This is a genomic window from Leifsonia sp. TF02-11 (genome assembly GCF_017565305.1).
Lineage (GTDB): Bacteria > Actinomycetota > Actinomycetes > Actinomycetales > Microbacteriaceae > Leifsonia.
In genome coordinates this window covers 96,175-122,648 of record NZ_JAGEKP010000005.1, presented here as the reverse complement: position 1 = coordinate 122,648, position 26,474 = coordinate 96,175, and the positions used below count along the sequence as shown (strand labels likewise).

Sequence of the window (26,474 nt, the reverse complement as noted above, 5' to 3'; positions counted from 1 at the left end):
CACGAAAGTCGAGATTCGTGACGAATGTCGAGGCGTGGTGCGCGCGGGGGCAGCGCTCGGTACGCTCGCGCTATGGCGAACGCAGGCGCGGGCACGCTCACGGCAGAACTCACGATCGCCGATCTGATGGCGCTCGCGCGGCTGGACGACCACGCGGCGGTCAAGGGGCGGCAGACTCCTGCCCAGACGGCAGAGACGCCATGAGCAGCGCCATCGTCGTCATCCTCGCCTCGTTCGTAGTCGTCCTGGCCCTCGGGCTCGCCCTCGGCGCCGTCATCGTGCGCACCCCCTGGCTGCAGGGCGACCGGGCGCGCGCCGCCGCGCTCGGAAGTCCCAGCGCCTGGAGCGCACTCGCGGGCATCACGCTCTCCGGCTATGGCGACGACGAACGGGTGCGCGGCGCCGTCGACGGCTTCCTCGCGGCCGGTCGCCCGCGATGACCCCGCTCTCCCTTCCCCACCCTCCCGTCGCCGGCGATCGCGATCCGTCGCGGGCGCACTGGATGGAGCTGTTCTTCGATCTCGTGTTCGTCGCGCTCGTCGGGCAGTTGGCGCACGGCCTCCACATGCATCCGTCGTTCGCCACGCTCGCGATCTTCGTCGCCCTGTTCGCATCGGTGTGGTGGTCGTGGGTCAACCTGACCTTCGTCGTGGACGTCTCGCCGCAGTTGAGCGCCCGACGGTTGTCGATCATCATGCTGATCGCGATGTTCGCCGTCGGCGCGCTCGCGGTCGCGGCTCCGGAGGCGGTGGGCGACCGGGCCTGGCTCTTCGCGGCGGGCAACGCCCTGCTGCGCGTGCTGCTGCTCGTGCTCTGGATGCGGATGTCGTGGGCGAACGGCACGGCGTCCCGAGTGCGGATCCTCGCCTACAACGGCGCGACCGCGGTGATCTGGCTGGTCTCGATCGCGCTCCCCGCACCGGCGATCTACGTGCTGTGGGCGCTGGCCATCGTGATCGAGGTGGTCCTCCTCACGGTGACCTCGGGAGCATGGTCGTCGCTGGCCCTCGACAGGATGAACGTCGAGCACCTCTCCGAACGGTTCGGCCTGCTCGTCATCATCGTGCTGGGCGAGTCGGTGCTGAGCATCGTCGCGGCGGTGAGCGACGCGTGGACGGTCTCCGCCGGGCTCGTCGGAGTGCTGGGACTGCTGCTGACGACAGGCCTCGCGTGGTCGTTCTTCCTCTATGGGGTGGAGGCCATGACCAGCGGTCTCGAGAAGCTGCTGGCGGCGGGCGACGCACGCGGGATCCGCGACACCGTCGGCTTCCTCCCCTTCCTCCTGCTGGCGGGCGTCACGGCGATCTCGGGGGCGCTGGCCGAGGCCATCGCCCACCCGGGGGAACCGCTGCCCGCCGCGCTGGCCGCGTCGCTCGGCGGCGGCATCGCCCTCTTCTACCTGACGAACGCGATCATCGCGCGCCGCTACGGCGACCCGTGGCGGAGGGTGCTGCGCTGGGCGGTTCCGGCCGTCGCCCTGCCCGCGCTGCTGACGGTGGTCGCGCTCTGGCTGCCCGCTGCGGCCTCCGTGGGCTGCGGGGTGGCCATCCTGGCGCTGGTCGTCACGTCCTCCGAGCTCGCGTCGCGTCCGCGTCGCTTGCCCGACCGGCGGGGTTCTGCGACTATTTACTAGCTGAACGTTCGTTCGGTAATTCGCATTCGAAGGAGCTGCGATGCCTGAGGCCTACCTGGTGGGCGGTGTCCGCACGGCGGTCGGTCGCTACGGGGGCGCACTCGCGGGCATCCGGCCGGACGACCTCGCCGCACTCGTGGTCGCGGAGGCCGTCCGACGCGCCGGGGTGGACGGCGCCGCCCTCGACGACGTGATCCTCGGGGCCGCGAACCAGGCAGGCGAGGACAACCGCAACGTCGCCCGGATGGCCGTGCTGCTCGCCGGCCTCCCCGACAGCGTGCCCGGTGTGACGGTCAACCGCCTGTGCGCGTCCGGCCTGAGCGCCGTCACGCTCGCCGGGCAGGCGATCCGCTCCGGGGACGCCGACCTGATCGTCGCGGGCGGCGTCGAGTCGATGACACGGGCGCCGTGGGTGCAGGCAAAACCCGAGAAGCCGTGGGCCAAGCCGGGACCGCAGTTCGACACCTCCATCGGCTGGCGCTTCGCCAACCCGCGGCTGCTCGAACGAGACAAGGCCACCTTCACGATGCCGGAGACCGCCGAGGAGGTCGCCCGCGTCGACGGGATCACCCGTGAGGAGGCCGACGCGTTCGCGCTGCGCAGCCACCGCCGGGCGGCCGCCGCGACCGACGCCGGGCGGTTCGCCGACGAGATCGTGCCGGTCGCGACGCCGCGCGGCGAGGTGGTCGCCGACGAGAGCATCCGCCGCGACACCGACGCCGCCGCGCTGGCCGCGCTGCGTCCCGTCGTCGCCGGCGGCTCGATCGTCACAGCCGGCAACTCGTCGCCTCTGAACGACGGCGCATCCGCCATCGTGGTGGCCAGCGGGGACGCCGTACACCGCTACGGCCTCCAGCCGCGCGCCAGGATCGTCGCCTCCGCCAGCGCAGGGGTCGCCCCCGAGGTGATGGGTCTCGGGCCGGTGCCTGCGACGCAGAAGGCGCTGGAGCGGGCCGGGCTGGAGGTCGGCGATCTCGGCAGCGTCGAGCTCAACGAGGCCTTCGCCTCCCAGGCGCTGGCCTGCGTGCGGAGGCTCGGGCTCGACGAGGAGCGCGTCAACGCCGACGGCGGCGCCATCGCCCTCGGGCACGCGCTCGGGTCGAGCGGCACCCGGATCCTCGTCACCCTGCTCGGCCGGATGGAGCGCGAGAGATCGCGCTACGGTCTGGCGACGATGTGCGTCGGCGTCGGCCAGGGGGCCGCGCTGATCGTGGAGGCCGTGTGAGCGCGACCGCCGCACCCCGGACGGAGACGGAGACCCTGTGACCACCGAGACCCTGCTCGTCACCGAGCTCGCCGACCGTCTGGTCGTCACGCTCGACCGTCCGGAGCGGCGCAACGCGATCGATCAGCGGATGGTCGACGACCTCCACGCGGTCTGCGAGCGCCTCGAACGCGAGCCGCGCCTGCTCATCCTCACCGGTGCGGACGGGATCTTCGCCTCCGGCGCGGACATCGCCGAGCTGCGGGAGCGCACGGCGGACGACGCCCGCCGCGCCATCAACGCCACGGTGTTCACCCGCATCGCCGAGCTGCCCATGCCCGTCATCGCGGCGCTCGACGGCTACGCGCTGGGCGGAGGAGCCGAGCTCGCCTACGCCGCGGACTTCCGGATCGGCACGGCGCGCCTCCGCATCGGCAACCCGGAGACCTCGCTCGGGATCATCGCCGCGGCGGGGGCTCTCTGGCGCCTCCCCCAGCTGGTCGGCCACCCGCTCGCAGCGGAGATGACGATGGCCGGCCGCGTGCTCACCGGCGAGGAGGCGCTGGCCGCCGGCCTGGTCGGCGACCTGTTCGAGCCGGAGGAGCTCCTGGCGGGGGCGCACGCACTGGCCGACCGGATCGCCGCCAACGACCCGCTCGCGACGCAGTACACCAAGCGCGTGCTGCGCGCGCCGCTCGCGGAGCATCCCGCGGCTGAGCAGGAGGCGCAGGCCGTGCTCTTCGAGTCGGACGAGAAGCACAGGCGCATGACCGAGTTCCTGGAACGGAGGCGGCGATGAGCGCGGCCCTGCCCGACCGGGTCGGGGTGATCGGCGGCGGCCGGATGGGCGCGGGGATCGCGCACGCCTTCCTGATGGCCGGCGCTCCTGTCGTCGTCGTCGAGCGCGACACCGACTCGGCCTCGGTCGCCCGCGACCGCGTGCTGGCCACGATCGAGGGCAGCGTGCGCCGCGGCGCGACGCCGCCGGAGCCCGACAACCTCATCACGACGGTCGCCTGGAGCGCCCTGCGCGGCTGCGGCCTCGTCGTGGAGGCCGTCCCCGAGCTCCCCGACCTCAAGAGGGAAGCGCTGCGCCGCGCGGAGGAGCTGCTCGAGCCGCTCGCCGTGCTGGCCAGCAACACGTCGTCGCTGTCCATCGACGGGCTCGCGGCCGGGCTGCGACGGCCGGGGGCGTTCCTCGGCATGCACTTCTTCAACCCGGTGCCCGCCTCCGCCCTCGTGGAGGTCGTGGCCGGGTCGGCGACCGCTCCCAGCGCGCTCGATCTGGCGGCCGGGTGGGTCGCCGCGCTCGGCAAGACCGCGGTCGTCGTGCGCGACTCCCCCGGGTTCGCGTCGTCGCGGCTCGGCGTGCTGCTGGGCCTGGAGGCCGTGCGGATGGTGGAGGAGGGCGTCGCCTCGCCCGAGGACATCGACGCGGCGATGACGCTCGGCTACAAGCATCCCGTCGGCCCGCTGCGGCTGACCGACATCGTCGGGCTGGATGTTCGCCTCGACATCGCCGAGTACCTCGCGGGTGAGCTCGGGCCGCGGTTCGAGCCTCCCGCGTTGCTGCGGCGGATGGTGGCCGACGGCCTGCTCGGCCGCAAGTCGGGGCGCGGGTTCTACGACTGGAGCGACGAGACCGGTGGAGGCGAGCCCGGCGGCGGCAGCGACGTCAGCCGCGCTCCGGAGCGTCCACGATGAGGTTCGTGATGCGCGCCGTGCAGAGCCGGTTGCCGTCCTCGTCGGTCAGCACGACCTCGTGCGAGGCGACCGTCCTGCCGAGGCGGATCGCCGTCGCGACGCCGGTCACGAGCCCGCTGCGCGCCGACCTGTGGTGCGTGGCGTTGATGTCCAGCCCCACCGCACTGCGGCCGGGTCCCGCGTGGATGACGGCCGCCCACGAGCCGAGCGCCTCCGCGAACGCCACGGAGGCTCCGCCGTGCAGCAGCCCGAACGACTGGCGGTTGCCCTCCACCGGCATCGTCGCCACGACGCGCTGCGCCGACTGCTCCAGGATGCGCACGCCCATCTTCTCGTCGAGCTCACCGAGCTCGATCGTCCAGTCTCCATCGGCCACGGCACCAGCCTACGTGCCACCGGCCCCTGTCCTCCCGGGAGGTACCGAATGAGTCTGCCCAGCTACCTGCGCGATCAATGGTGGAGCCCAGCCGACGACGCGGGCGCCGCCGAGGTGCGCGACGCCTCCACCGGTGAGCTGGTCGCCCGCGTGAGCGCGGAGGGCGCCGATCTGGCCGGTGCCCTCGAGTACGCGCGCACCGTCGGCCAGGCCTCCCTCGGGGCGCTGACCTTCCACCAGCGGGCTGTGCTGCTGAAGCGGATGGCGCAGGTGCTGACCGAGCGCAAGCAGGAGCTGTACGACCTCTCGGCGCGGGCCGGCGCGACGAGAGCCGACGCGTGGATCGACGTCGACGGCGGCATCGGCGCCCTGTTCACGTACTCCTCGAAGGGTCGGCGCGAACTGCCCAACGCCCAGGTCGTCATCGACGGCGCGCCGGAGCCGCTGGCGAAGGACGGCTCCTTCCTCGGCGAGCACATCTTCAGCCGGCTGCCGGGTGTCGCCGTGCAGATCAACGCCTTCAACTTCCCGGTCTGGGGGCTGCTGGAGAAGTTCGCGCCGTCGTTCCTGGCCGGCATGCCGACGCTCGCAAAGCCGGCGACGCCGACCGCGTACGTCGCGGAAGCGATGGTGCGCATCCTGGTCGAGTCCGGTCTCCTGCCCGCCGGTACCCTGCAGCTGGTGTGCGGGGGCGTCCCCGGGCTGTTCGACCACCTGCGGCTGGGCGACCTGGTCGCCTTCACCGGGTCGGCCTCCACCGCCGAACGGCTGCGCGCGCACGACTCCGTGCAGACCGGCGGCGTGCGGTTCACCAGCGAGACCGACTCGATCAACGCCTCGGTGCTCGGCCCCGACGCGCTCGCCGGCACACCGGAGTTCGACGCGTACGTGAAGCAGCTCGTCGTCGAGCTGACCGCGAAGGCCGGCCAGAAGTGCACCGCCATCCGCCGCGCGATCGTGCCCGCTGCGGCCGTCGACGATGTGCTCGCGGCGGTCCGGTCGCGGATCTCCGACCGGGTGGTCGTCGGCGATCCGCGCGCCGAGGGCGTGACCATGGGTCCGCTCGCCTCGCGGGAGCAGCGCGCGGAGGTGCTGCGCCAGGTCGCGCGCCTCGTGGCGGCCGGCGGCGAGCTGGCGATCGGCGGCCTCGACCAGCCGAGCGTGCGCCGGGCCGACGGCAGCTTCGGCGCGGAACCCGAGGGAGCGTTCGTCGCGCCCATCGTGCTGCGCTTCGCCGACGCCCGCACGCCGGAGGCGCACACGGTCGAGGCGTTCGGCCCGGTCGCGGCCGTGCTGCCGTACGCGACGGCGGCGGAGGCCGCCGAGCTCGTCGCCCTCGGCGGCGGCTCGCTCGTCACCAGTGCCGCCACGCACGACCCGGAGTTCGCGCGCGAGCTCGTGCTCGGAACGGCGGCCTACAACGGCCGCATCCTCCTGCTCGACCGCGACGACGCCCGCACCTCGACCGGACACGGCTCGCCGATGCCGCACCTGGTGCACGGCGGACCGGGCCGCGCGGGCGGCGGTGAGGAGCTCGGCGGCATCCGTGCGGTGCAGAACCACATGCAACGCACGGCCATCCAGGGCTCGCCCGACCTCCTGACCGCCGTCACCGGGGTGTGGCACGCCGGGGCCGCCGCGGCAGCCGGCGGCCCACACCCGTTCCGCAAGTCGCTCGCGACGCTCCACATCGGCGACCAGGTGCTCTCCGGCGCCCGCCGCGTCACGCTCGACGACATCGAGACGTTCGCGACCTTCACCGGAGACACCTTCTACGCGCACATGGACGAGGAGGCGGCCGCCGCCAACCCGTTCTTCCCCGGCCGCGTCGCGCACGGCTATCTGCTAGTGTCCTGGGCCGCTGGCCTGTTCGTGGACCCCGCTCCCGGACCGGTGCTCGCGAACTACGGGCTGGAGAACCTGCGGTTCCTGACGCCGGTGTCGCCGGGCGACAGCATCCGCGTCGCCCTGACCGCCAAGCAGATCACCCCCAGGGAGACCGACGACTACGGCGAGGTGCGCTGGGACGCCCGCATCACCAACCAGCGCGACGAGCTCGTCGCCTCCTACGACGTGCTCACCCTCGTCGCCAAGGAGTAGCCGGCCATCGCTTCCTCACTTTCTCCCGCCTCCTGCCGGCGAGTCGCGGGAGAAAGTGAGGAAGCGATGGCTGCGCTAGGGGGAGGTGCGCAGCGCCAGCGCGAGGATGGTGTCGGCGAGTTCGTCGGGGGTCAGCGCGCCGGCGGGGTCGTACCACTCGGTGAGGGAGTTGATCATCCCGAACAGCAGACGGGCGACCACCGCCGGGTCGGCGTCCGCGCGCAGCGCACCCTCGTCGCGCGCCTCGGCCACGAGCCCCGCGACGGCGTGGTCGAACGCCCTCCGTCGCTGCAGCGCGGCCCGCTCGACCACGGTGTTGCCGCGCACGCGCAGCAGCAGGGTGACGTACGGGAGGCGGTCGGCCAGCACGAGCACGGCTTCGCGCAGTACGAGCGCGAGGCGGTCGGCAGCCGTTCCCGGAACCTCCTCGGCTGCCCGCAGCGCACCCTCCAGCCCGTCGAGGGCCTCGTCGAGCGCGAGGGCGAGCAGCTCGTCCTTGGAGGCGACGTGGTGGTAGATCGCCGACTTCGACAGCCCGAGGCGCTCCGCGAGCATCCCGATGGAGGTCGCGTCGTAACCGTGCTCGTTGAACGCGGCCACCGCGACCTCGAGGATGCCGCGCTGGTCGTAGCCGGGCCGGCCCCGGCGCAGGGGCTCGGCCGTCCGGGTGTCGGTCACCTGCACAGTGTGGCATGAACCGCGCCGTCGCGCATATACTGAACGAACGATCAGTCAGTAATGAGTGGAGTGCCGGTTCGATGACGAACACCACGGAAAGCACGACGACGCCCGAGACCGACCCGGGCGAAGCCCTGTTCGAGCAGCTCATCGCCTCCGACTCGCGCATCGAGCCCCGCGACTGGATGCCCGACGCCTATCGCCGCACCCTCATCCGGCAGATGTCGCAGCACGCGCACTCCGAGATCATCGGGATGCAGCCGGAGGCCAACTGGATCAGCCGCGCCCCGAGCCTGAAGCGCAAGGCCATCCTGATGGCCAAGGTCCAGGACGAAGCCGGCCACGGCCTCTACCTCTACTCGGCGACGCAGACCCTCGGCATCACGCGCGACGAGATGACCGAGCAGCTCATCAGCGGCGCCGCCAAGTACTCCTCCATCTTCAACTACCCGACCCTGAGCTGGGCCGACATCGGCGCGATCGGCTGGCTCGTCGACGGCGCCGCGATCTGCAACCAGGTGCCGCTGTGCCGCTGCTCCTACGCGCCGTACGGCCGCGCGATGGTGCGCATCTGCAAGGAGGAGTCGTTCCACCAGCGCCAGGGCTTCGAGATCCTGCTCACGCTGATGCGCGGGACGCCGGAACAGCAACAGATGGCGCAGGACGCCGTGAACCGCTGGTACTGGCCGTCCCTGATGATGTTCGGGCCCCCCGACGCCGACTCCCCCAACTCCGCGCGCTCGATGGCGTGGAAGATCAAGCGGTTCTCGAACGACGAGCTGCGCCAGCGGTTCGTCGGGATGCTCGTGCCGCAGGCCGAGGTGCTCGGCGTGACCTTCCCCGACCCCGACCTGCGCTGGAACGAGGAGCGCCAGGCCTACGACCTCGGCCCGATCGACTGGAGCGAGCTGCAGCGCGTGATCGCCGGCGAGGGCCCGTGCAACGCACAGCGTCTGCAGCGCCGCCGCGAGGCGCACGAGGACGGCGCCTGGGTGCGCGAGGCCGCTGCGGCGTACGCCGCCAAGCGGGCGGCGCGCACACAGGAGGTCGCGGCATGACCGACCGCACGGAAGTCTGGCCGCTCTGGGAGGTCTTCGTCCGCGCCTCCCGCGGCCTCAGTCACGTGCACGTCGGCTCGCTGCACGCCCCCGACGAGGAGCTCGCCGTGCGCAACGCGCGCGACCTCTACACCCGGCGCGGCGAGGGCGTCTCGATCTGGGTGGTCCGCTCCGACGCGATCACGGCCAGCGATCCGGACGCCAAGGACGCCTTCTTCACGTCTCCGGAGGGCAAGAACTTCCGCCACGCCACGTACTACACCGAGAGCGAGGGGGTGAAGCACCTGTGACCGACGCCACCCCGACGCCGGCGACGCCACCCACGCCGACGGCCGACGACGAATTCGCCCAGCACGGCCACGTCGAGCTCAGCGCTGTGACACTCTCGGCCGAGTTCGTCGCCAGCGAGGCCGCGGCCTCCCCCGACGTGGCCGAGTACGCGCTCTGGCTGGGCGACGACTCGCTGATCCTCGCGCAGCGGCTCGGCTGGTGGATCTCGCGGGCGCCCGAGCTGGAGGAGGACGTCGCGCTGGCCAACATCGCGCTCGACCTGCTCGGCCACGCGCGGTCGCTGCTGCGCTACGCGGGCACGGCCTCCGGACGCACCGAGGACGACCTCGCGTACTGGCGCGACGAGCAGGACTTCCGCTCCGCGCACCTCTTCGAGCAGCCAAACGGCGATTTCGCGCACACGATCGTGCGGCAGTTCGCGGCCTCCCACTATCTCTTCGAGCTCTATGAGCGGCTGCGCGCTTCGGCGGACCCGGTGCTCGCCGCGGTGGCGGCGAAGGCGGTCAAAGAGATCGCCTACCACTGCGACCACGCCGACCAGTGGGTGCTCCGGCTGGCGCTCGGCACGGACGAGTCGCGCCGCCGCACGCTCACCGCGTTCGACGACCTCTGGCCGTACGTCGGCGAGCTGTTCCGCGACGAGCCGCTGAACGACCACCTCGAGGGCATCGCTCCTCGGCCGTCGACGCTGCGGGAGTCGTTCGACGCGGCGATCGCCCCCGTCGTCGCGGAGACCGGCATCGACCTTCCGAGCACGTTCACCGCCGCAGGTGGAGGACGTGACGGACGGCACTCCGAGTACCTGGCCCCGCTGCTGGCCGAGATGCAGGTCTTGACCCGCGCCCACCCCGGAGCGACCTGGTGACCGGCCACGCCGCGGAGGCTAGACGAGCCTGGGCGGCCGCCGCCGCGGTGCTCGACCCGGAGGTCCCCGTGCTGACGATCGACGACCTGGGCGTGTTGCGGGCCGTTACAGTCACCGACAGCGGGGTGGAGGTCGTGCTCACGCCCACCTACTCGGGCTGCCCGGCGATGGACACCATCCGGGAGGACGTCGTGCGCGCTCTCGCGGCAGAGGGCTTCGGAGACGTGCGGGTGAGCCTCGCGCTCGCGCCTGCCTGGACGACCGACTGGATCAGCGACCACGGCCGCGCGGCGTTGCGCGACTACGGCATCGCTCCGCCTCCCGGCACCGGGCCGGTCCGGCTCACGCTGGGCGTCAAGTGCCCGCACTGCGACTCGCTGAAGACGCACGAGGTCTCGCACTTCGGGTCGACCGCGTGCAAGGCGCTCTTCGTGTGCGACGCGTGCGGAGAGCCCTTCGACCACTTCAAGCCGCTGTGAGGTCCCGCTGATGGCGCGTGCGCGCTTCCACACGCTCGCGGTCGCCGAGGTGCGGCCGCTGACCGCGGCCAGCGTCGAGGTGACCTTCGCGGTGCCCGAGAGCCTCCGTGGCGAGTACGACTACCTGCCGGGTCAGCACGTCGCCCTGCGCGCGACCGTGGACGGCCGCGAACTCCGGCGCAGCTACTCGATCTGCCGGCCGCCGACGCCCGGCCGGATCAGCGTGGCGATCAAGCGCGACCTGGGCGGTGCATTCTCGACCTGGGCGACCAGCGAGCTGCGCGCGGGCGACCGGATCGACGTGATGAGCCCGCAGGGCACGTTCACGATCGACCTCGGCGCGCTCGACCGCAAGCACATCGCCGGCATCGCCGCCGGCTCTGGTATCACGCCCCTGATGGCGCTCGCCTCGAGCGTGCTGGCGGCCTCCCCGACCAGCACGTTCACGCTGGTGTACACGAACCGCACGGCCATCGACGTGATGTTCCTGGAGGAACTGGCCGATCTGAAGGACCGCTACCCCTCACGGCTCGCGTTACACCACGTGCTGTCGCGCGAGCAGCGCACCGCTCCCCTGCTGTCCGGGCGGATCGACGAACAGCGACTGCACACGATCCTGGAGGCGCTGCTGCCGCCGCGCACGGTCGACGAGTGGTTCCTGTGCGGGCCGTTCGAGCTCGTGCAGCTCTGCCGCGACGTGCTGGAGACCTACGACGTGCCGCGCTCGCGCATCCATTTCGAGCTGTTCACCACCGGTGAGCCGGGCGAGGTGCGCGGCGACGTCGGCCACCCGGTGGTCGTGCACGACGGCGAGAAGACGGCGGAGATCGAGTTCACACTGGACGGCCAGACGTCGACGGTGACCACACCCGTCGACGCCAACGAGTCGGTGCTGAACGCGGCCCTGCGGGTGCGGCCGGACGTGCCGTTCGCCTGCACCGGCGGCGTCTGCGGCACCTGCCGGGCGCGGCTGCTTTCCGGCGACGTACGGATGACCGAGAACTACGCACTGGAGCCGGAGGAGCTGGAGGCCGGTTACGTGCTCACCTGCCAGTCGCATCCGCTGACGGACAGGGTGGCGGTGGACTATGACGTCTGAGGGGGAACCGTGATCGACCTGAGCATCCACGACGGCATCGCGCGCGTCACGCTGAATGCGCCGGAGCGCCTCAACGCGCTCGGCCCTGACGACCTCCGCGCCCTCGACGCGGCCTATGCGGAGGCCGAGGCCGCCGGCGTGCGTGCGCTCGTGCTGCGCGGCGAGGGCCGGTCGTTCTGCGCGGGCCGCGACATCGCCGGCATCGACCCGGCCACCGACGACGTCTCCGGCTACCTCGACGGGCTGGTGACGCCGCTGCTGCGGCGGATGAGCGCGTTCCCGGCGCCCACCTTCGCCGCTGCGCAGGGAGCCGCCCTGGGCGTCGGCCTGGGCCTCCTCGTCGCCACCGATGTCGTCTTCGTGGCCGAAGACGCGAAGGTGGGCTCACCGTTCGCCGCGCTCGGCGCCGCGCTCGACTCGGGAGGCCACTGGCTGCTGGTCTCGCGCCTCGGCCCGCACCGCGCGCTCGACCTCATCTACTCGGGGCGGCTGATCTCGGGCGCGGAGGCGGTGGCGGGCGGCCTGTTCAGCCGGGCGCTTCCCGCCGGCGAGCTGGAGGCCGCGGTGTCGGAGGCGGCGGCCGCCGCCGCCAACGGTGCGACGCAGGCGTTCCTGGCGAGCAAGCACATCGTCGCGGGCCTCCGCGACGGCGACCTCGACTTCTGGTCGTCCGTCGCCGCGGAGACCGAGGCGCAGACCGCCCTCCGCGACACGGCCGACTACCGCGAGGGCTTCGCCGCCTTCCAACAGAAGCGCCCCCCGGTCTTCCGCGGCCGCTGACTCCTTCGCCTCCTCGAGCCCCCGGCGGCCTTCCGCGTCAGCTGTCGCCATCGTTTCCTCACTTTCTCTCGCGACATGCCGGATGGAGGCGGGAGAAAGTGAGGAAGCGACGGCTGGGAAGGGGGCGTTACGGGATGTGACGGGCGAGGTGCGAGGCGGGCGCAGCGCATGCATTCTGGAGCCCATGACCCGGCAGATCCGTTTCAACGCTTTCGACATGAACTGCGTCGCCCACCAGTCGTCCGGAATGTGGCGGCACCCCGACGACCAGGCCTGGCGCTACAAGGACCTCACCTACTGGACCGAGCTCGCGAAGCTCCTCGAGCGCGGCACCTTCGACGGCATCTTCATCGCGGACGTGCTCGGCACCTACGACGTCTACGGCGGCAGCAACGAGGCCGCCATCCGTCACGGCGCCCAGGTGCCCGTGAACGACCCGCTCCTCCTGGTCTCGGCGATGGCGCTCGTGACCGAGAACCTCGGGTTCGGCGTCACCGCGGGCACCGCCTACGAGCACCCCTACCCGTTCGCGCGCCGCATGTCGACGCTCGACCACCTGACGAATGGCCGGGTCGGCTGGAACGTGGTCACCGGCTACTTGCCGTCCGCCGCGCGCAACATGGGGCACGACGACCAGCTGCAGCACGACGACCGCTACGACCACGCGGACGAGTACCTGGAGGTCCTTTACAAGCTGTGGGAGGGCTCATGGGAGGACGACGCCGTCATCCGCGACCGCGAGTCCGGCGTCTTCACCGACCCGTCGAAGGTGCACGAGATCCGCCACCAGGGAAAGCACTTCACCGTGCCGGGCATTCACCTCTCCGAGCCGAGCCCGCAGCGCACGCCGGTGATCTACCAGGCCGGCGCCTCCAAGCGCGGCATCGGCTTCGCGGCCGAGAACGCCGAGGCGATCTTCGTGGCGGCCTCCACCAAGGAGGGGTTGAAGGAGACCGTCGGCAAGCTGCGCGACGCGCTCGAGGCCGCGGGCCGCGACCGCTACTCCGCCCGGATCTACACCCTCCTCACGATCATCACCGACGAGACCGACGAGAAGGCGCAGGCCAAGTTCGAGGACTTCCTGCAGTACACGAACGACGAGGGCGCCCTGGTGTTCATGTCGGGCTGGATGGGCGTCGACCTGTCGCAGTACGACCTGGACGAGCCGATCGGCAACGTCAAGAGCAACGCCATCCAGTCGGCGGTCGCCAACTTCCAGCGGCCGAACGCCGACGGCGGCGAGTGGACGGTACGCGACATCGGCCGCAACGGGGTGATCGGCGGCCTCGGCCCGTACATCGTCGGCGGCGCGGTCAGCATCGCCGACCAGCTGCAGGAGTGGGTCGAGGAGACCGACGTCGACGGCTTCAACCTGGCCTACGCGATCACCCCCGGCACCTTCGAGGACATCGTCGAGTACGTCATCCCCGAGCTGCGCAAGCGCGGAGCGTACCCGGAGGCCTACGTCGAGGGCACGCTGCGCAACAAGCTGCACGGCGCCGGCGACCGTCTGCCGGCGAACCACCGCGGGGCGCAGTACCGGATCGGGGCGGCCGCGAAGGCGTAGTCGCCCGGGGTGACGACCCGGGTAGACCGGGCGTTCTGTCTGCCCACGGCGCCCCGCGGGCCGCACAATGCGCGCAGGACGGGCATGGGCTTCGAAGATGTCCGTTTTACGCGGCGCCCGGCGTGCGGGTAACACGCCGGACGCCGCGGCTCGGCCGTGCAGGGTCGCGGCGGCACGGGTGACGCGCCACTCCGCCCGGCTACCGCGAGGATGCCCCCGCCTCGCGCGGGGTGATCCCCCGCGCGTCGTCGAGCAACCGCTCGATGGCCGTGAGCGGAATCGGGATCCAGCTGGGCCGGTGCCGCGCCTCGTAGGTGACCTCGTACACGGCCTTGTCGAGTTCGAACGCGGTCAGCAGGTCGGCGAACTCGTGCAGTACGTCGCCCGCGACGGACGCGTAGCCGTCGAGGTAGGCCTCGCGGGCCGCTGCCGCCCAGGCCCGTGCGTCGACGGGAGGCTCGCGCTGGGCGAGGGAGCCGGCGACGTAGTCGAACGACCGCAGCATCCCCGCGACATCCCGCATCGTCGCGTCGGGCAGGGCGCGCTCGGCGAGCGGACGCAGCGGCTCGCCTTCGAAGTCGATGAACTGCCAGCCACGGTCGGGCGAGTAGAGCACCTGGCCGAGGTGGAGGTCGCCGTGGATGCGCTGGAGCACCGGGAGGGGCTCGGCCGCCGCCGCTTCGTACACCGCGGCGATCGCCGCTCGCAGCTGCTCGACCTCGGGCACCTCGGTGGTCGTGACGGTGAGCCTGCGGAACATGCCGTCGAGGGCCGCCCGCACGTCGTCCGCCTCCGCCGGCCGGGTCGGGAGGACGTCGGCCATCAGCCGGTGCAGCTCGGCCGTCCCGGCTCCGAGCGCGTACGCCCGGTCGGTGAAGTCCTCTCCGCGCTCCGCCGCGGTCACCGCCAGCTCCCAGCCATCCTCCGCGCCCGGCACGAAGTCCTGAATGAGCGCGAGCTCGCCCGTCGACCGTCCATCTGCGGCCCCCGGCCAGGAGCCCGACAGCCAGCCGAGCAGCGCGGGCGTGCGCTGCGAGCCGCCCGCGGTCAAGGCGGCGAGGGTGGAGATGTCGGGGTTCTCGCCGTCCTGGACGACGCGGAAGACCTTCACCAGTGTCAGCACCCCGCCGGCGATCTCGGCGACGATGGAGGTGTTCGACTGCTCCGCAGAGAGCCGGCGCGACGACAACACCGGGATACGCCCGCTCAGCGTGTGGCCGATCGCCCGCGCGTGCTCGCCGTCCGCGTTCCCCGCGCCCGTCATCAGTGCGACGAGCGCCGCGACGTATGCCTCCTCGACCGGCCCGTCGTACAGGTGGCGCCCTCCCGCCTCGCCGACGTACCCCGCCGGTTCGCCGTCACGCTGCACCCGCGCGACGAGCGGCACCTGGTAGACCCGCGGGCTGCGCGGGGCGTCGTCGCAGAAGAAGTGGGTGATGATGCGCGAGCCGTCGTCGGGCGACTCCGGCGCCCGCTCGAGCTCGAACGAGCCCAGCAGTCGCAGGCGCGGCTCGACGGCCTTGGTCGAGTACCAGCGTTGGCGGCGCATCCATGAGCCCACCAACTCCGTGAGTTCCGTCATGCCTGAACCGTACGCCCGTCATCGCGTTCCGACGATGACCCCCCGGGCTGCGAGGAAGGGGTACGGATCTATTTGCACGCCGTTAACCCGGACCTCGAGGTGGAGGTGGCAGCCGGTGGAGGCGCCGGTCGATCCGATCTGAGCGATCGGCTGGCCGGCGACGACGTGCTCGCCGACGGTCACCCCGATGCCACCGTCGCGGATGTGCCCGTACGCCGTTTCGACGCCGCCGCCGTGGTCGATGAGGACGAAGTTGCCGTACGAGCCATTGGGACCGGCCTGCACGACGACCCCTGCCGACGCGGCGACGATCGTGGTGCCGCAGGCCGCGCCGATGTCGTCGCCGGGATGGAAGAGCGCGGTGCCGGCCGGGCGCGACGGCCGCGGACCGAACGGATCGGTCATCGGGCCGTGCACGGGAAGCGTCCACCCGGTGGGGATCGCCGAGGGGTCGACGATGAGCGCCTGCCACCCGGTGCCCGCGGTGAGCAGCGTGGGCAGCTGGTTCAGGGCGGCCGAAGCCGTGTCCACCTGGAGCTGCGCATCCGAGACCGCTTGCTCGCTCGCGCCGACGTCGATCCCGGCGAGGGTGTCGGCGGCTCGCTTCGCCTGGTTGGACAACGACTTCGCCGTCGCCGCATCGGCCGCCGCGTCGCGGAGCGCCTGCGCGCGGTCGCCGCTCAGGGTGCGGAGGCGCTGCACGGCGCCGAGCTTGGTCAGGAGGTCGCCGCGCGTTCCGAGCACGGCGCCCAGCGGGTCGTCGGTGATACCTTTCCAGCCCGCGGCCCGGATGAGGGCGGTGGCGAACGCCGCCGAAGCAGCCGCATGCTTCTTCGCGGCTTTCGCCTGGGCGGCGAGGGCGTCGGCCGATGCCTGGGCCTGCTGCTGCTCGTGTTGAGCCGCGACGTTGGCGGCGGTCGCGTCGGCGAGGGCCTGCTGCGCCTCGGCCAGCTGGCTGGCGAGCTGAGCGGCCTGCTCCGCGTCGGCAGTGGCGGCCTGCACGCTGGTGCCGGGAAGGTCGGGCACGAGCAGCGGGATGTCGTCTGTGGGCGCCGGAGCGGGGGGCGGTGTCGGCGTGGGTGTCGGAGTCGGGGTGGGTGTCGGAGTCGGGGTCGGGCACGACGTCGGGACCGGCGTCGGAGTCGGCGTGGGCGTGGGCGTGGGCGTCGGAGCGGATGCCGGCGCGGGAGTGGCGCACGGGGTCGGCGTGGGCGTGGGTGTGGGCGTCGCACTGGGCGTCGGCGTGGGTGTCGGCGCGGGTGATTCGGTCGACCCTGGGGTCGGCGTCGGCGTCGAGGTGGTGCAGCCGTCGCCCGAGCAGTCGTCGGCCGTCGCGGGCAGCGGTGCGAGCGCGAGCCCGACCGCCAGCGCGACCGCGGCCGTGTAGGCCAGGCCGCGCTGCAGCGGCCCCTCCCCGGCCTGTCGGGAGGCGGCCGGTGGGGCGGCACTCGAGGCGGGGGCGGGCAATGGCCCACTGCGAAGCGCGGTCTCGCTGCGGCGAGCGCGACCTCGATCGCCGCGGCGCGGGTGTTCGCGTCGTGTCAGCAGTCTGAAGCGTCCCAACGCGTCACGCATGATCACGCGAGCCCCCGGTCGGGCGCCGGAACGGCCCGTCCTTGCATCCTGTCATCCGAGCGGCCCGCGGACAATCCCTCATGCGGGGGATCGGATGCGTCTCACAGCATCGGCACGCTAGCGTGAACGTTTGTGACCGACAGCACCGAGACCGTCCGACCGCGCCGTTCCACACGCACGACCGGGTGGAAGGCGCTTCTGCGGGATGTCGTGATCATCTTCGTGGTGGCCGTGCTGGTCTCGTTCCTGATCAAGACGTTCGTCGCGCGGTCGTTCTACATCCCCTCCGGGTCGATGGAGAACACGCTGCAGATCAACGACCGGATCATCGTCAACGAACTGCAGCCCAAGGTCTTCCCGCTGCAGCGCGGCGATGTCGTGGTCTTCAAAGACCCGGGAGGCTGGCTTCCGCCCGCTGCCCCCCGCACCGGGAACCCGATCCAGCAGGGCATCGGTGCCGTGCTCGACTTCGTCGGGCTCGGAGCGTCGGACAGTGACCAGCACCTGGTGAAGAGGCTGATCGGGCTGCCGGGCGACACGATCACGTGTTGTAACGCTCTCGGTCAGATGAGCGTCAACGGCGTTCCGCTCAAAGAACCGTACGTTCTCCTCCCCGCGGGTCAGCAGGCGGTATCCGGCAAGCCGTTCAAGGTCACTGTTCCCGCCGGCAAGGTGTGGGTTATGGGCGACAACCGCTACAACTCTGCGGACTCCCGCTATCACATGGACGATCCCACCAAGGGCTTCGTGCCCCTCAGCGATGTCGTCGGGCGCGCCTTCGTGATCAGTTGGCCGGTGAGCCACTGGTCATGGCTGGACAACTACCCGGAGACCTTCGCCGGCACCGAGCGCAAGGACCAGTAGCGCCCTCAGACCTGCTCGGCGCGCCCCAGCCGCCAGTAGCCCATGAAGGCGACCCGTCCGCGGTCGATCCCGTGTCCGCGCACGAGCAGTCGACGCAGGGTCTTGACGACGCCGGACTCCCCAGCGATCCAGGCGTAGAAACCGCCGGCCGCCTCGTCCGGGCGCTCCCAGAGGATGTCGCGGTCGACGTCGACCTCGTCCAAGTGCTGCGCTCGCTCGGCCGCCGCCCGGGCGACCAGCTCCGGACGCTCCGCGAGCCACGAGGTCACGGCCGGCACCAGGCCACAGCCGTGCTCGCCGCCGGCACGGGCGAGCCAGGTGACCTCGATGTTCGGGCCGACCGCGAGCGGCAGGGCGTCCTCCTCGGCGGGGACCTCGATGAACGCGTGGGCGCGACGGGTCGGGGGCAGAGCCTCGAGGATGGAGGCGATGGCCGGCGCCGCCGTCTCGTCGCCGACGAGCAGCAGCTCCGTCGCCGCGCCCGGCCTCCAGTCGATGCCGACGCCGGTGTGCGGGCTGAGCGCGTCGGGGCCGATGACCACGAGTTCGTCGCCGACGGCCGCGGTGCTCAGCCACCCGGCCGCGGGGCCGCCGTCGCCGTGCACGACGAAGTCGATGTCGACGCGGCACTCCTCCTGCGAGACATCGCGCACCGTGTAGGTGCGGAACGGGTTGCGCCGATGCTCGGGAAGTGCACGCCACTGGTCGTACCAGTCGCCCGCGTCGAGCGGGCTGAAGCTGCCGTCCGGCAGCGGGAAGACCAGCTTGATGCGCTGGTCGAGGCGCTCGGTGCCGAACGTCTCGAACTCGGCGCAGGTGAGGCTCACGCGCAGGAACCCCGGGCTCAGGCTGCGCAATCCCGACACGCGCGCACGATACGGCCGGTACGCCGGGCGGTCCGTGAGGGGCGGGGCGAGCACGGTCACGTCGAACCTTCCGGACGAGGGCGGGATGAGTAAGGTTAGGCTACACTAACCACCTCTGTAATGACCGTGCGTCGACGCTGGACGGTCGGGAGCCCGGGCAGTATCGTCGGCCGCGTGACGGTCACGCGCATCCACCCGCTCCTGGGCAGGGATGCGCGCCTCATCCTCCTGATCACCGGCGTCCTCGCGGGTGCGGCCGTCGGCTTCCTGCACATCGTCGACTACGAGTTGGGGAACGACACCAAGCGCGAGCTGCTCAGTCCCCAGCTCTTCCTGTACGGCCCTGCGGCGGCGGCGGTCGGCTTCGTCGCCGCGGCCGCCCTGTACGCCTGGTTCGCAAGGGCGCGACCCGGGGCTGCACTCTGGTGGCGGCACGTCTTCGGCACGGTGAGCGCCATCGCCGCCGCGTTCTCGGGCTACTCGCTGCTCTGGATCACCACCCCGCCGACGTACCTCGGCTGGTTCAGCGAGCCGCTCGGCGCTGTCGTCATCGCGGCGACGGTGGAGGTCGTGCTCGTCCGGCTCCTCCGGTCCGCCCGTAATGTCGAGAGCACGAAGCTCCGTTCGACGTCCCAGTGAACCGACACCGATTCGAAAGGACCGAAAGACCGATGAAGTACATGATGTTCGTGATCACCGACTCGCAGCCCGACACCGAGACGGACGAATCCGACGTCGACCTCTGGGTCGACGAGCTCGACGCGTCCGGCAAGCGCCTCATCGGCGAAGTGCTGGCGCCGCAGACCGAATCCCGGGTGGTGCGCGTCCGCGACGGCAAGCGCTACGTGACGGACGGCCCGTTCACCGAGACCACCGAGGTCATCTGCGGTTTCGACATCCTCGACGTGGACGACCTCGACGAGGCGATCGAAATCGCCTCCCGCCACCCGATGGCGCGCAACGGCCAGCTCGAGCTGCGCCCGTTCATGGTCTGGGAGTGACGCATCGCGCGCGCTGACGCGAACTGAAGCCGACGCGACCTGGAGCTGACGCGGTCCGCCGCCTCCCGCTGCGCCACCCTGGACCGGGAGGCGGCGGGTGTCGCAAGATGGCGTCATGACGATGATCGCCGGCCCCATCGCCTCCACCACCTCCGGGGAGGTCGCCGGCGGCGACGACGGCCGGGTGACCGTCTGGAAGGGCATCCGCTACGGCGAGCCTCCGACCGGGGCGGCGCGCTGGGCGGCCCCCCGTGCCGCGCGCGAATGGGAGGGCACAGCGGGCGCGACCGCGTTCGGCGCTGCGGCGCCGCAACCGTTCAACAGGGTGATGCCGCTCGGTGACGGCGTCCGGACCGACGAGGACTGCCTGTTCCTCAACGTCTGGCGGCGCTCCGACGCGGCGGAGGACCGCCCGGTGATGGTCTGGCTGCACGGCGGCGCCTACACGTTCGGCGCGGCGAGCCAGGCCGTCTATGACGGGACCTCGCTGGTCACCACCGGCGACGTCGTGCTGGTCACGATCAACTATCGGCTGGGCGCCCTCGGCTTCCTCGACCTGCGCTCGCTCACCGGCGGGCAGGATGCCGAACCCAATCCCGCGCTGCGCGACGTCCTGCTCGCCCTGCGCTGGGTGCAGGACAACATCCGCTCCTTCGGCGGCGACCCGGACCGCGTGACGCTCTTCGGCGAGTCGGCGGGCGCCGGCCTCGTCACCGCGCTGCTGGCGACGCCCAGCGCTGCAGGGCTCTTCCACCGGGCGATCGCGGAGAGCTCACCGGCGAGCTCCATGTACGGTCCCGCACGCGCCGAGACCGTCGCCGCCCGATTCGCGGCGGAGGCCGGGGCCTCGACGTTCGAGGAGTTGCAGGCACTCCCCGTGGACGCCGTCGTCGCGGCGGCGGCGCGCGTGTACGACGCGGTGCCGCGCGAGCATCCCGGAACGCTCGCCTTCGCTCCCGTGGTCGACGGAGACCTCCTGCCCGAGCATCCGATCACCGTGCTGAGCGAGGGCCGCGGCCTCCCCGTGCCGCTGATCATCGGCACCAACCGCGACGAGGCCACGCTGTTCCGCTACATGAACTCACCGCTCATGCCGATCGGCGCCGACGCGATCCAGCAGATGTTCGCCACCATGCGCGACGAGCAGCCGGAGCTGCCTTCCCCGACCCGGGAACAGGTCCTGGCGGCCTACGCGAAGGTCAAACGCAAGTCCCTCGGGCTGGGGATCGCCCGCGACATCGGCTTCCGGATGCCCACCGTGTGGCTGGCGGCAGGCCACGCCGCCGTCGCGCCGACCCACCTCTACCGCTTCGACCATGCGACGCCCCTGATGACGCTCTCGGGAATCGGAGCGGCGCACGGTGCCGAACTGGGCTACGTCTGGGGCACGCTCGACGCGGGCGCCGGCCCTGCCTTCCGCCTGGGCGGCCGACGCACGGCGGAGCGCATCTCGGAGCGGATGCAGCGCCGCTGGACCGAATTCGCCAACGGCAGGCCGCCGGGAGCCGATTGGCCGGTCTACGACCCCCGATCGCGTACGTCCCTCGTCATCGCGAGGAACGACCGCGTCGTCGACGACCTGGACGCGTCCCTCCGCACGGGCTGGGGCGACACGGTCCTCGCCTTCCGCTGACCGCCGCTCCCGGCCGCTACGGCCGCTCGACCACCTCGAAACGGTTGCCGTCGGGGTCGGTCGCCTGGAACATCGGCGGGACCCCGGGCCAGCGCAGCAGCTCCCCCACCGCGACCCCGCGCCGCATCAGCTCCGCGTGCGTGTTCCCGGCGTCGAGACTCTCGAACCGGATGCCCGTCTCGATCCCCGCTGGGACGTCGTCGCTCGCGACCACGAGCGACACCGAGACCGTCGACCCGGAGGGCGCCAGCATGATCCAGCGCCCTCCCGTCGGCAGCGGCGCGTCCACCAGCACCGCGAATCCCAGCGCGTCGCGGTAGAACGCCAGAGCGACGTCCTGGTCCGCGACCGGGATCCCGATCGTGTTCACCCCGATGATCCCCGTCTCCGCCATGCGCTCAGCCCCTGCCCACCAGCGGCCGCACCTCGATGCCGCCGTGCCCCTGGCGCGCCTCGGCGAGGGTGGCGGCGAGCGCGACGACCTCGTCGTGGTCGTCGCCCTCGATCAGGTAGAAGCCGCCGACGACCTCCTTCGCCTCGGAGAACGGCCCGTCGGTGGACTGCGGCTCGCCGTCGGCCCCCGTGCGCACCGCCGTGCCGGTGGAGGTCGCCTGAAGCTCGCCCGCGGCACGCACCCGGCCGGCGGCCTTCTCGTTGAACGTCCGGTGACCGGCGTCGATCGCGGCCCGCTCGTCGTCGCTCATCGTGTCCCAGCGGCCCTCGTCGCCGTGGATGAGGATCAGGTACTCGGTCATGTCGTCCCTTTCGTCGGATGTCCTACACCGTCACGTCGAACAGCCGAGGCCGTTTTCGACACCCGCCCCGCGGCTATACTGCTGACGTCCGGCCGTTCATCCGGCCCGGTGCTCGAAAAATGGGCACGAAGCCGCGCTTCGCCAGTCAGCGCGCGAGACACATACGGATCATCGCACCTCCGTTCCCGTCTCGAAAGGCACTCTCATGCCCTCTGTCTCCGCTCACGTCGCCGCCGCTCTCGCCCACCACGTCGACCAGGTCTTCGGCGTCATGGGCAACGGCAACGCCCACTTCCTCGACGCCCTGGAGCGCGACGGGGCCGTCGCGTACACCGCCATGCGCCACGAGGCCGGCGCCGTTGTCGCCGCGGACGCGTACCATCGCGCCTCCGGGCGGCTGGCCGCGGCGACCGCGACCTACGGAGCCGGGTTCACGAACACCCTCACGGCACTCGCGGAGGCGCGGCAGGCGCACATCCCGCTGGTACTGGTGGTCGGCGACGAACCCACCTCCGGTCCGCGACCGTGGGGCGTCGACCAGATCGCGCTGGCCAGCGCCGTCGGCGCGCGCACGTACACCGTCGGCCGCACCGACGCGGCTGCCACGACGGTCATCGCTGTCGAACACGCGCTCACCTACCGGGTGCCGACGGTCCTCGCGATCCCGTACGACGTCGCCACCCGGGAGGCCGGCCCGGTGCCGCAGGCGCCTTCCCCCGCCGCGCCTGCCCCGCTCGCGCCCGCCGGGCCGTTCGCCGCCGGCGCCATCGCCGACGCCGCCGCGGCCCTGGCCGGCGCAGAGCGTCCCTTCCTGCTCGCCGGCAGGGGCGCCTGGATCTCCGGCGCCGGCGCCGCCCTCGGCGAGCTCGCCGCCGCGACCGGCGCGCTCACCGCGGGCACGGCGCTGGGCCGCGGCGTGTTCCCCGACACCCGCTACGACCTCGGCGTCACCGGCGGCTTCGGCGCCGAGCGCGCGATGGAGGCCGTGCGGACGGCCGATGTCGCCGTGCTGTTCGGCGCCTCGCTCAACCAGTTCACGATGCGCTTCGGCGACCTGTTCGCGCCCGGCACCCGCGTCATCCAGGTGGACGTCGCCCCGGCGGCGACGCACCCGCACGTCGGGGCGTACGTGCGCGGTGACGCGCGCCTCGTCGCCGAGGCCCTCGTGCGGGAGCTGCGAACGCTCGGCGCGATGCCCTCCGGCTGGCGCGAGTCCGTCGACCTCGCCGACCTGGTCGCGCGGCCCGCCGGGGACGGCCTGGCGCCCGACGGGCGCCTCGACCCGCGCTCGGCCGCGGCCCGCATCGGCGAGCTGCTGCCCGCCGACCGGGTCGTCGTCTCCGACGGCGGCCACTTCATCGGCTGGGCGAACATGTACTGGCCGGTGGCCTCCCCCGACCGCATGATCATGGTGGGAACGGCGTACCAGTCGATCGGCCTCGGCTTCCCGAGCGTCGCGGGCGCCGCGCTCGCGCACCCGGAGTCGACGGTGGTGCTCACGACCGGAGACGGCGGCGGACTGATGGCGCTTGCCGACCTGGAGTCGGCCGTGCGCGTCGCCGGCGGCCACGGCCTGACCGTGGTCTGGAACGACGCGGCCTACGGAGCCGAGGTGAACCTCTACGGCCTGAAGGGTCTGGCGCAGGGGCCGATGCGCATCCCGGAGGTCGACTTCGCGGCCCTCGGCGCCGCCGTCGGCGCGCAGGGGGTGGTGGTCCGCACGCTCGCCGACCTGGAGGCCTTGGCCGAGTGGGCGGCACGCCCGGCCGACGAGCGGCCGTTCCTGCTACTCGACCTGCGCATCTCCGGCGCGGTGATCGCGCCGTACCAGGAGGAGATCATCCGCGTGAACTCGTGAGGCGGCGGGAGCGCACCGCTACGCTTCCCCCAGCATGATGTTCGAGCCAGACGACGATTTCTTCCCCGTCCTCCCGCAGGCGCGCACCCTCCGCCCGGCCGGGCCGGAGGACCTCGCCGCGACGATCGCGTTCACCGTCCTGCTGTTCGCCGCGGGAGTCGTGCTGTCGTTCGGCGGCGTGCTCCAGCTCATGAGTGTCGACGCCTGCGGCGCGCGCCCGACCGGATGCGACTACGCGCTCCTGGCCTCGACCATCTGGATCACGCCTGCCGCGACCGTCGCCGCTCTCGGGCTCGCCATCGTCGCGCTCGCCCGTCGCCCGCGGAGGCGGCGGCGCACCTGGTGGGTCCCCGTGCTCGGCCTGGCGTTCACAGTGTGCGCCTTCGCGGTCGCGTCCGCCCTGGTCAGGGCCGGCCTCGGAATGTCCACCTGACCGTTCCCCGTCTCCGGCCGATAGTGACGACTGACGTACCTCCCTTCGTTCTTCCGTCGTAGGTCGTGAGGAGTGCCATGCCCGAGTCAGCGCCCCGTTCCGCTCGCCACCGGGAGTCCGGTCGCCGAGGAGCCGCCGATGCCGTCCGCCTCGCGCTCGGCCGGTTGCGACGACGGGGAGTTCAGGAGCGACGTCGGAGGCTCGCGGTCACCGCCGCGCTCGTCACGGCCGCTCTGATCGGCTCGGGGGCGATCGTCACCTCCGGCGCTCTCGCTGCGGCGGCCCCGCGCGTCGACGTCACCTGGACGACGTCGAACTCGTGGACGACGGGCTTCCAGTCGGCTGTCACGATCACGAACGGCGCCGGCACGGGAACCACCCTGAAGCCCTGGCAGGTGCGCTTCGCCTTCCCGCACACGCTCGTCAGCATCTGGTCGGCGGTGTCCGTCGCGTCGCCTGCCGGAACGCTCACGGTCGGCGCGCCATCATGGGCGACGACCCTCGCCCCGGGAGGCTCCGCCCCGTTCGGGCTCACGGCCACCCGCGCGGGTTCCGCCGCGATCGTCCCGACCTCGTGCACCATCATCGGGCTGCCGGCCGGCACCGTCCTGCCGTGCTCGGTGAACGGCGGCGCCGTCGACCAGGCGCCGAGCGCGACTCCGACACCGAGCGCGACCCCGAGTCCCTCCGCCACGCCGACCCCGATCCCCACGCCGACTCCGACGCCCCCGCCGACCCCCGCCCCCGGCACCGGCCTGGCCGTCACCTGGACCGTCACCTCCGAGTGGACGGCCGGCTTCCAGTCGTCCGTCGCGGTCGCCAACACCTCGTCCAGCCTCCTCAGCCCGTGGCAGCTCGCGTTCACGACAGCCGACGGCGTCGTCAGTCTCTGGGACGGCACGGTGGGCACGACGAGCGACGGCTTCAGCGTGACCGCCCCCGCGTACGCACAGACGCTCGCGCCCGGCGCCACGGCGACGTTCGGGCTCACGTCCACGAAGGCAGCGGGAGCGCCGCTGGTGCCGACCTCGTGCCGGGTGATCGGCGCCGAACTGCCCTGCTCCATCAACGGCGGGGCGGCGTCGACCCCGACGCCGACCCCGACCCCGACCCCGACCCCGACCCCCACTCCCACGCCGACCCCCGGCACCTCCGGCCTCCTGGTGGCGCCCTACGTCGACCTGGGCCTGTGGCCGACCGCCGACTTGTCGTCGTTCGCGGCTTCCGCCGGGGTGCGCGCGGTCACCGCGGCGTTCATCGTCGCCGACCGCACGAGCGCGTGCTCTCCCACCTGGGCGGGATACACCGCGTACACGATCGGCGGCAGCCAGGACTTCCAGGCGAACGTCCAGGCGTTCCAGGCGCAGGGAGGCCGGGTCATCGCCTCGTTCGGCGGAGCGGTCAACGACGAGCTCGCCCGCGTGTGCACCGATCCGACGAAGCTGCTCGCTGCCTACAGCACGGTCGTGACGCGGTTCGGCCTCGACCGCGTCGACTTCGACATCGAGGGGGCCGACGTCTCCGACTCCGCGTCCAACCTGCGCCGGGCCCTGGCGGTCGCCGCCCTCCAGAAGCAACGCGCCGCGGCCGGCCACCCGCTCGAGGTCACCCTGACCCTGCCCGTCATGCCCTACGGCCTGCTCGCCAGCGGACTGCGCACCCTCTCGGAGTTCACCTCCTCCGGTGTCCGGCTGTCGGCCGTCAACCTGATGACCATGGACTACGGCACCGGCGTCACGAACATGGGCGCCGCCGCGATCTCGGCGGCCGCAGCGGTCGCCGGGCAGCTGAAGAGCGTCACGGCATACGCATCGTGGACCGACGCGCAGCGTCTCGCTTTGATCGCCGTCACGCCGATGCCCGGCCTCAACGACACCGGCGAGATCTTCACCGTTGCCGACGCGACGACGGTCGGCCGCTACGCCGCGGCGAACGGCCTGGCCGGCCTGTCCTGGTGGGAACTGACCCGCGACCAGCCGTGCGGTCAGGGCATCCCCGCCTACATGTGCTCCGGCACCGCCCAGCCGCGCTGGGCGTATTCCCGCGCATTCGTCGCTGCGGTCGGCTGACGCG

At 72.2% G+C, this 26,474-nt stretch carries 29 protein-coding genes; 22 read left to right on the top strand and 7 right to left on the bottom strand.

Going from position 1 to position 26,474, the window contains the following annotated elements; all coding sequences use genetic code 11:
* Positions 1–72 precede the first annotated feature (72 nt).
* From JNB50_RS25475 to JNB50_RS09100, 6 genes are read left to right on the top strand one after another with little or no spacing between them, the layout of a single operon-like run.
* Positions 73–204: a hypothetical protein gene (locus JNB50_RS25475; RefSeq protein WP_279554093.1), complete on the top strand. Its 132-nt coding sequence runs from the start codon at positions 73–75 to the stop codon at positions 202–204.
* A complete protein-coding gene (locus JNB50_RS09120; protein ID WP_208039811.1) occupies positions 201–440 on the top strand; it encodes a hypothetical protein in 240 nt (79 codons plus the stop codon). Before JNB50_RS25475 ends, JNB50_RS09120 begins: the two co-directional genes overlap by 4 nt.
* Positions 437–1,633: a low temperature requirement protein A gene (locus tag JNB50_RS09115; RefSeq protein WP_208039810.1), complete on the top strand. Its 1,197-nt coding sequence runs from the start codon at positions 437–439 to the stop codon at positions 1,631–1,633. Before JNB50_RS09120 ends, JNB50_RS09115 begins: the two co-directional genes overlap by 4 nt.
* Before the next feature lie 40 nt (positions 1,634–1,673).
* Positions 1,674–2,858: an acetyl-CoA C-acyltransferase gene (locus JNB50_RS09110; protein WP_208039809.1), complete on the top strand. Its 1,185-nt coding sequence runs from the start codon at positions 1,674–1,676 to the stop codon at positions 2,856–2,858.
* A gap of 37 nt (positions 2,859–2,895) precedes the next feature.
* On the top strand, positions 2,896–3,636 hold the full coding sequence (locus tag JNB50_RS09105; RefSeq protein WP_208039808.1) for an enoyl-CoA hydratase/isomerase family protein: 741 nt from the start codon (positions 2,896–2,898) through the stop codon (positions 3,634–3,636).
* A complete protein-coding gene (locus JNB50_RS09100; protein WP_208039807.1) occupies positions 3,633–4,541 on the top strand; it encodes a 3-hydroxyacyl-CoA dehydrogenase family protein in 909 nt (302 codons plus the stop codon). Before JNB50_RS09105 ends, JNB50_RS09100 begins: the two co-directional genes overlap by 4 nt.
* Here the strand turns inward: JNB50_RS09100 and JNB50_RS09095 are convergent.
* Positions 4,513–4,917, bottom strand: a complete 405-nt coding sequence (locus JNB50_RS09095) for a PaaI family thioesterase (protein ID WP_208039806.1) — start codon at positions 4,915–4,917, stop codon at positions 4,513–4,515. The two genes, JNB50_RS09100 and JNB50_RS09095, sit on opposite strands and share 29 nt — an antisense overlap.
* A gap of 48 nt (positions 4,918–4,965) precedes the next feature.
* Here JNB50_RS09095 and paaZ point away from each other — a divergent pair, with 48 nt between their 5' ends.
* The gene (gene paaZ, locus JNB50_RS09090) at positions 4,966–7,017 is read left to right on the top strand and encodes a phenylacetic acid degradation bifunctional protein PaaZ (RefSeq protein WP_208039805.1); all 2,052 of its coding nucleotides are present in this window, start codon (positions 4,966–4,968) and stop codon (positions 7,015–7,017) included.
* 75 nt (positions 7,018–7,092) lie between these two features.
* On the opposite strand, the gene JNB50_RS09085 is transcribed toward paaZ, so the two are convergent.
* On the bottom strand, positions 7,093–7,695 hold the full coding sequence (locus JNB50_RS09085; RefSeq protein WP_208039804.1) for a TetR/AcrR family transcriptional regulator: 603 nt from the start codon (positions 7,693–7,695) through the stop codon (positions 7,093–7,095).
* A gap of 80 nt (positions 7,696–7,775) precedes the next feature.
* Between JNB50_RS09085 and paaA the strand changes: the two genes are divergently transcribed.
* The 7 genes from paaA (at position 7,776) to JNB50_RS09050 (ending at position 13,834) form a co-directional block, all read left to right on the top strand.
* The gene (gene paaA / locus JNB50_RS09080; RefSeq protein ID WP_208039803.1) at positions 7,776–8,753 is read left to right on the top strand and encodes a 1,2-phenylacetyl-CoA epoxidase subunit PaaA; all 978 of its coding nucleotides are present in this window, start codon (positions 7,776–7,778) and stop codon (positions 8,751–8,753) included.
* Complete coding sequence (gene paaB / locus JNB50_RS09075) at positions 8,750–9,043, top strand: 1,2-phenylacetyl-CoA epoxidase subunit PaaB (protein ID WP_208039802.1); 294 nt, start codon at positions 8,750–8,752, stop codon at positions 9,041–9,043. The genes paaA and paaB overlap by 4 nt, the downstream gene beginning before the upstream one ends.
* On the top strand, positions 9,040–9,909 hold the full coding sequence (gene paaC / locus JNB50_RS09070) for a 1,2-phenylacetyl-CoA epoxidase subunit PaaC (protein WP_208039801.1): 870 nt from the start codon (positions 9,040–9,042) through the stop codon (positions 9,907–9,909). Before paaB ends, paaC begins: the two co-directional genes overlap by 4 nt.
* Positions 9,903–10,388 carry a 1,2-phenylacetyl-CoA epoxidase subunit PaaD gene (gene paaD, locus JNB50_RS09065; RefSeq protein WP_208039944.1) on the top strand — a complete coding sequence of 162 codons (486 nt, stop codon included), beginning with the start codon at positions 9,903–9,905 and terminating at the stop codon, positions 10,386–10,388. The genes paaC and paaD overlap by 7 nt, the downstream gene beginning before the upstream one ends.
* Positions 10,389–10,398: 10 nt before the next feature.
* Positions 10,399–11,487, top strand: coding sequence for a 1,2-phenylacetyl-CoA epoxidase subunit PaaE (gene paaE, locus JNB50_RS09060; protein ID WP_208039800.1), 1,089 nt, complete (start codon positions 10,399–10,401; stop codon positions 11,485–11,487).
* A gap of 9 nt (positions 11,488–11,496) precedes the next feature.
* Positions 11,497–12,267 carry an enoyl-CoA hydratase/isomerase family protein gene (locus JNB50_RS09055; RefSeq protein WP_208039799.1) on the top strand — a complete coding sequence of 257 codons (771 nt, stop codon included), beginning with the start codon at positions 11,497–11,499 and terminating at the stop codon, positions 12,265–12,267.
* A gap of 184 nt (positions 12,268–12,451) precedes the next feature.
* On the top strand, positions 12,452–13,834 hold the full coding sequence (locus JNB50_RS09050; RefSeq protein WP_208039798.1) for an LLM class flavin-dependent oxidoreductase: 1,383 nt from the start codon (positions 12,452–12,454) through the stop codon (positions 13,832–13,834).
* 199 nt (positions 13,835–14,033) lie between these two features.
* Here the strand turns inward: JNB50_RS09050 and JNB50_RS09045 are convergent, their stop codons facing one another.
* Both JNB50_RS09045 and JNB50_RS09040 read right to left on the bottom strand, forming a co-directional pair.
* Positions 14,034–15,416, bottom strand: a complete 1,383-nt coding sequence (locus JNB50_RS09045) for a phosphotransferase (protein WP_208039797.1) — start codon at positions 15,414–15,416, stop codon at positions 14,034–14,036.
* Positions 15,417–15,434: 18 nt separating this feature from the next.
* On the bottom strand, positions 15,435–16,442 hold the full coding sequence (locus JNB50_RS09040; RefSeq protein ID WP_307794663.1) for a M23 family metallopeptidase: 1,008 nt from the start codon (positions 16,440–16,442) through the stop codon (positions 15,435–15,437).
* A 10-nt stretch (positions 16,443–16,452) separates the two neighbouring features.
* Here JNB50_RS09040 and JNB50_RS09035 point away from each other — a divergent pair, with 10 nt between their 5' ends.
* Both JNB50_RS09035 and lepB read left to right on the top strand, forming a co-directional pair.
* A complete protein-coding gene (locus JNB50_RS09035; protein ID WP_208039796.1) occupies positions 16,453–16,803 on the top strand; it encodes a hypothetical protein in 351 nt (116 codons plus the stop codon).
* Between the two features lie 320 nt (positions 16,804–17,123).
* On the top strand, positions 17,124–17,855 hold the full coding sequence (gene lepB, locus JNB50_RS09030; RefSeq protein ID WP_208039795.1) for a signal peptidase I: 732 nt from the start codon (positions 17,124–17,126) through the stop codon (positions 17,853–17,855).
* Between the two features lie 5 nt (positions 17,856–17,860).
* Here lepB and JNB50_RS09025 read toward each other — a convergent pair whose 3' ends face one another.
* Entirely contained in the window at positions 17,861–18,721 is an 861-nt protein-coding gene (locus tag JNB50_RS09025; protein WP_307794662.1) for a siderophore-interacting protein, read from the bottom strand.
* Positions 18,722–18,841: 120 nt separating this feature from the next.
* Here JNB50_RS09025 and JNB50_RS09020 point away from each other — a divergent pair, with 120 nt between their 5' ends.
* The 3 genes from JNB50_RS09020 (at position 18,842) to JNB50_RS09010 (ending at position 21,355) form a co-directional block, all read left to right on the top strand.
* Positions 18,842–19,360, top strand: coding sequence for a hypothetical protein (locus JNB50_RS09020; protein WP_208039793.1), 519 nt, complete (start codon positions 18,842–18,844; stop codon positions 19,358–19,360).
* Between the two features lie 32 nt (positions 19,361–19,392).
* Complete coding sequence (locus JNB50_RS09015) at positions 19,393–19,722, top strand: YciI family protein (RefSeq protein WP_208039792.1); 330 nt, start codon at positions 19,393–19,395, stop codon at positions 19,720–19,722.
* Positions 19,723–19,837: 115 nt separating this feature from the next.
* Entirely contained in the window at positions 19,838–21,355 is a 1,518-nt protein-coding gene (locus JNB50_RS09010; RefSeq protein WP_243768255.1) for a carboxylesterase/lipase family protein, read from the top strand.
* A gap of 16 nt (positions 21,356–21,371) precedes the next feature.
* On the opposite strand, the gene JNB50_RS09005 is transcribed toward JNB50_RS09010, so the two are convergent.
* Positions 21,372–21,749 carry a VOC family protein gene (locus JNB50_RS09005; RefSeq protein ID WP_208039791.1) on the bottom strand — a complete coding sequence of 126 codons (378 nt, stop codon included), beginning with the start codon at positions 21,747–21,749 and terminating at the stop codon, positions 21,372–21,374.
* A gap of 4 nt (positions 21,750–21,753) precedes the next feature.
* A complete protein-coding gene (locus JNB50_RS09000; RefSeq protein ID WP_208039790.1) occupies positions 21,754–22,110 on the bottom strand; it encodes a YciI family protein in 357 nt (118 codons plus the stop codon).
* A 205-nt stretch (positions 22,111–22,315) separates the two neighbouring features.
* On the opposite strand from JNB50_RS09000, the gene JNB50_RS08995 reads away from it, so the two are divergent.
* From JNB50_RS08995 to JNB50_RS08985, 3 genes are all read left to right on the top strand, one after another.
* Positions 22,316–23,968, top strand: coding sequence for a thiamine pyrophosphate-binding protein (locus tag JNB50_RS08995; RefSeq protein ID WP_208039789.1), 1,653 nt, complete (start codon positions 22,316–22,318; stop codon positions 23,966–23,968).
* Positions 23,969–24,002: 34 nt separating this feature from the next.
* Positions 24,003–24,401 (top strand): hypothetical protein, encoded by a 399-nt coding sequence (locus JNB50_RS08990; protein WP_208039788.1) that lies wholly within the window; start codon positions 24,003–24,005, stop codon positions 24,399–24,401.
* Positions 24,402–24,478: 77 nt separating this feature from the next.
* Positions 24,479–26,470 (top strand): cellulose binding domain-containing protein, encoded by a 1,992-nt coding sequence (locus tag JNB50_RS08985; protein ID WP_208039787.1) that lies wholly within the window; start codon positions 24,479–24,481, stop codon positions 26,468–26,470.
* Positions 26,471–26,474: the final 4 nt, after the last annotated feature.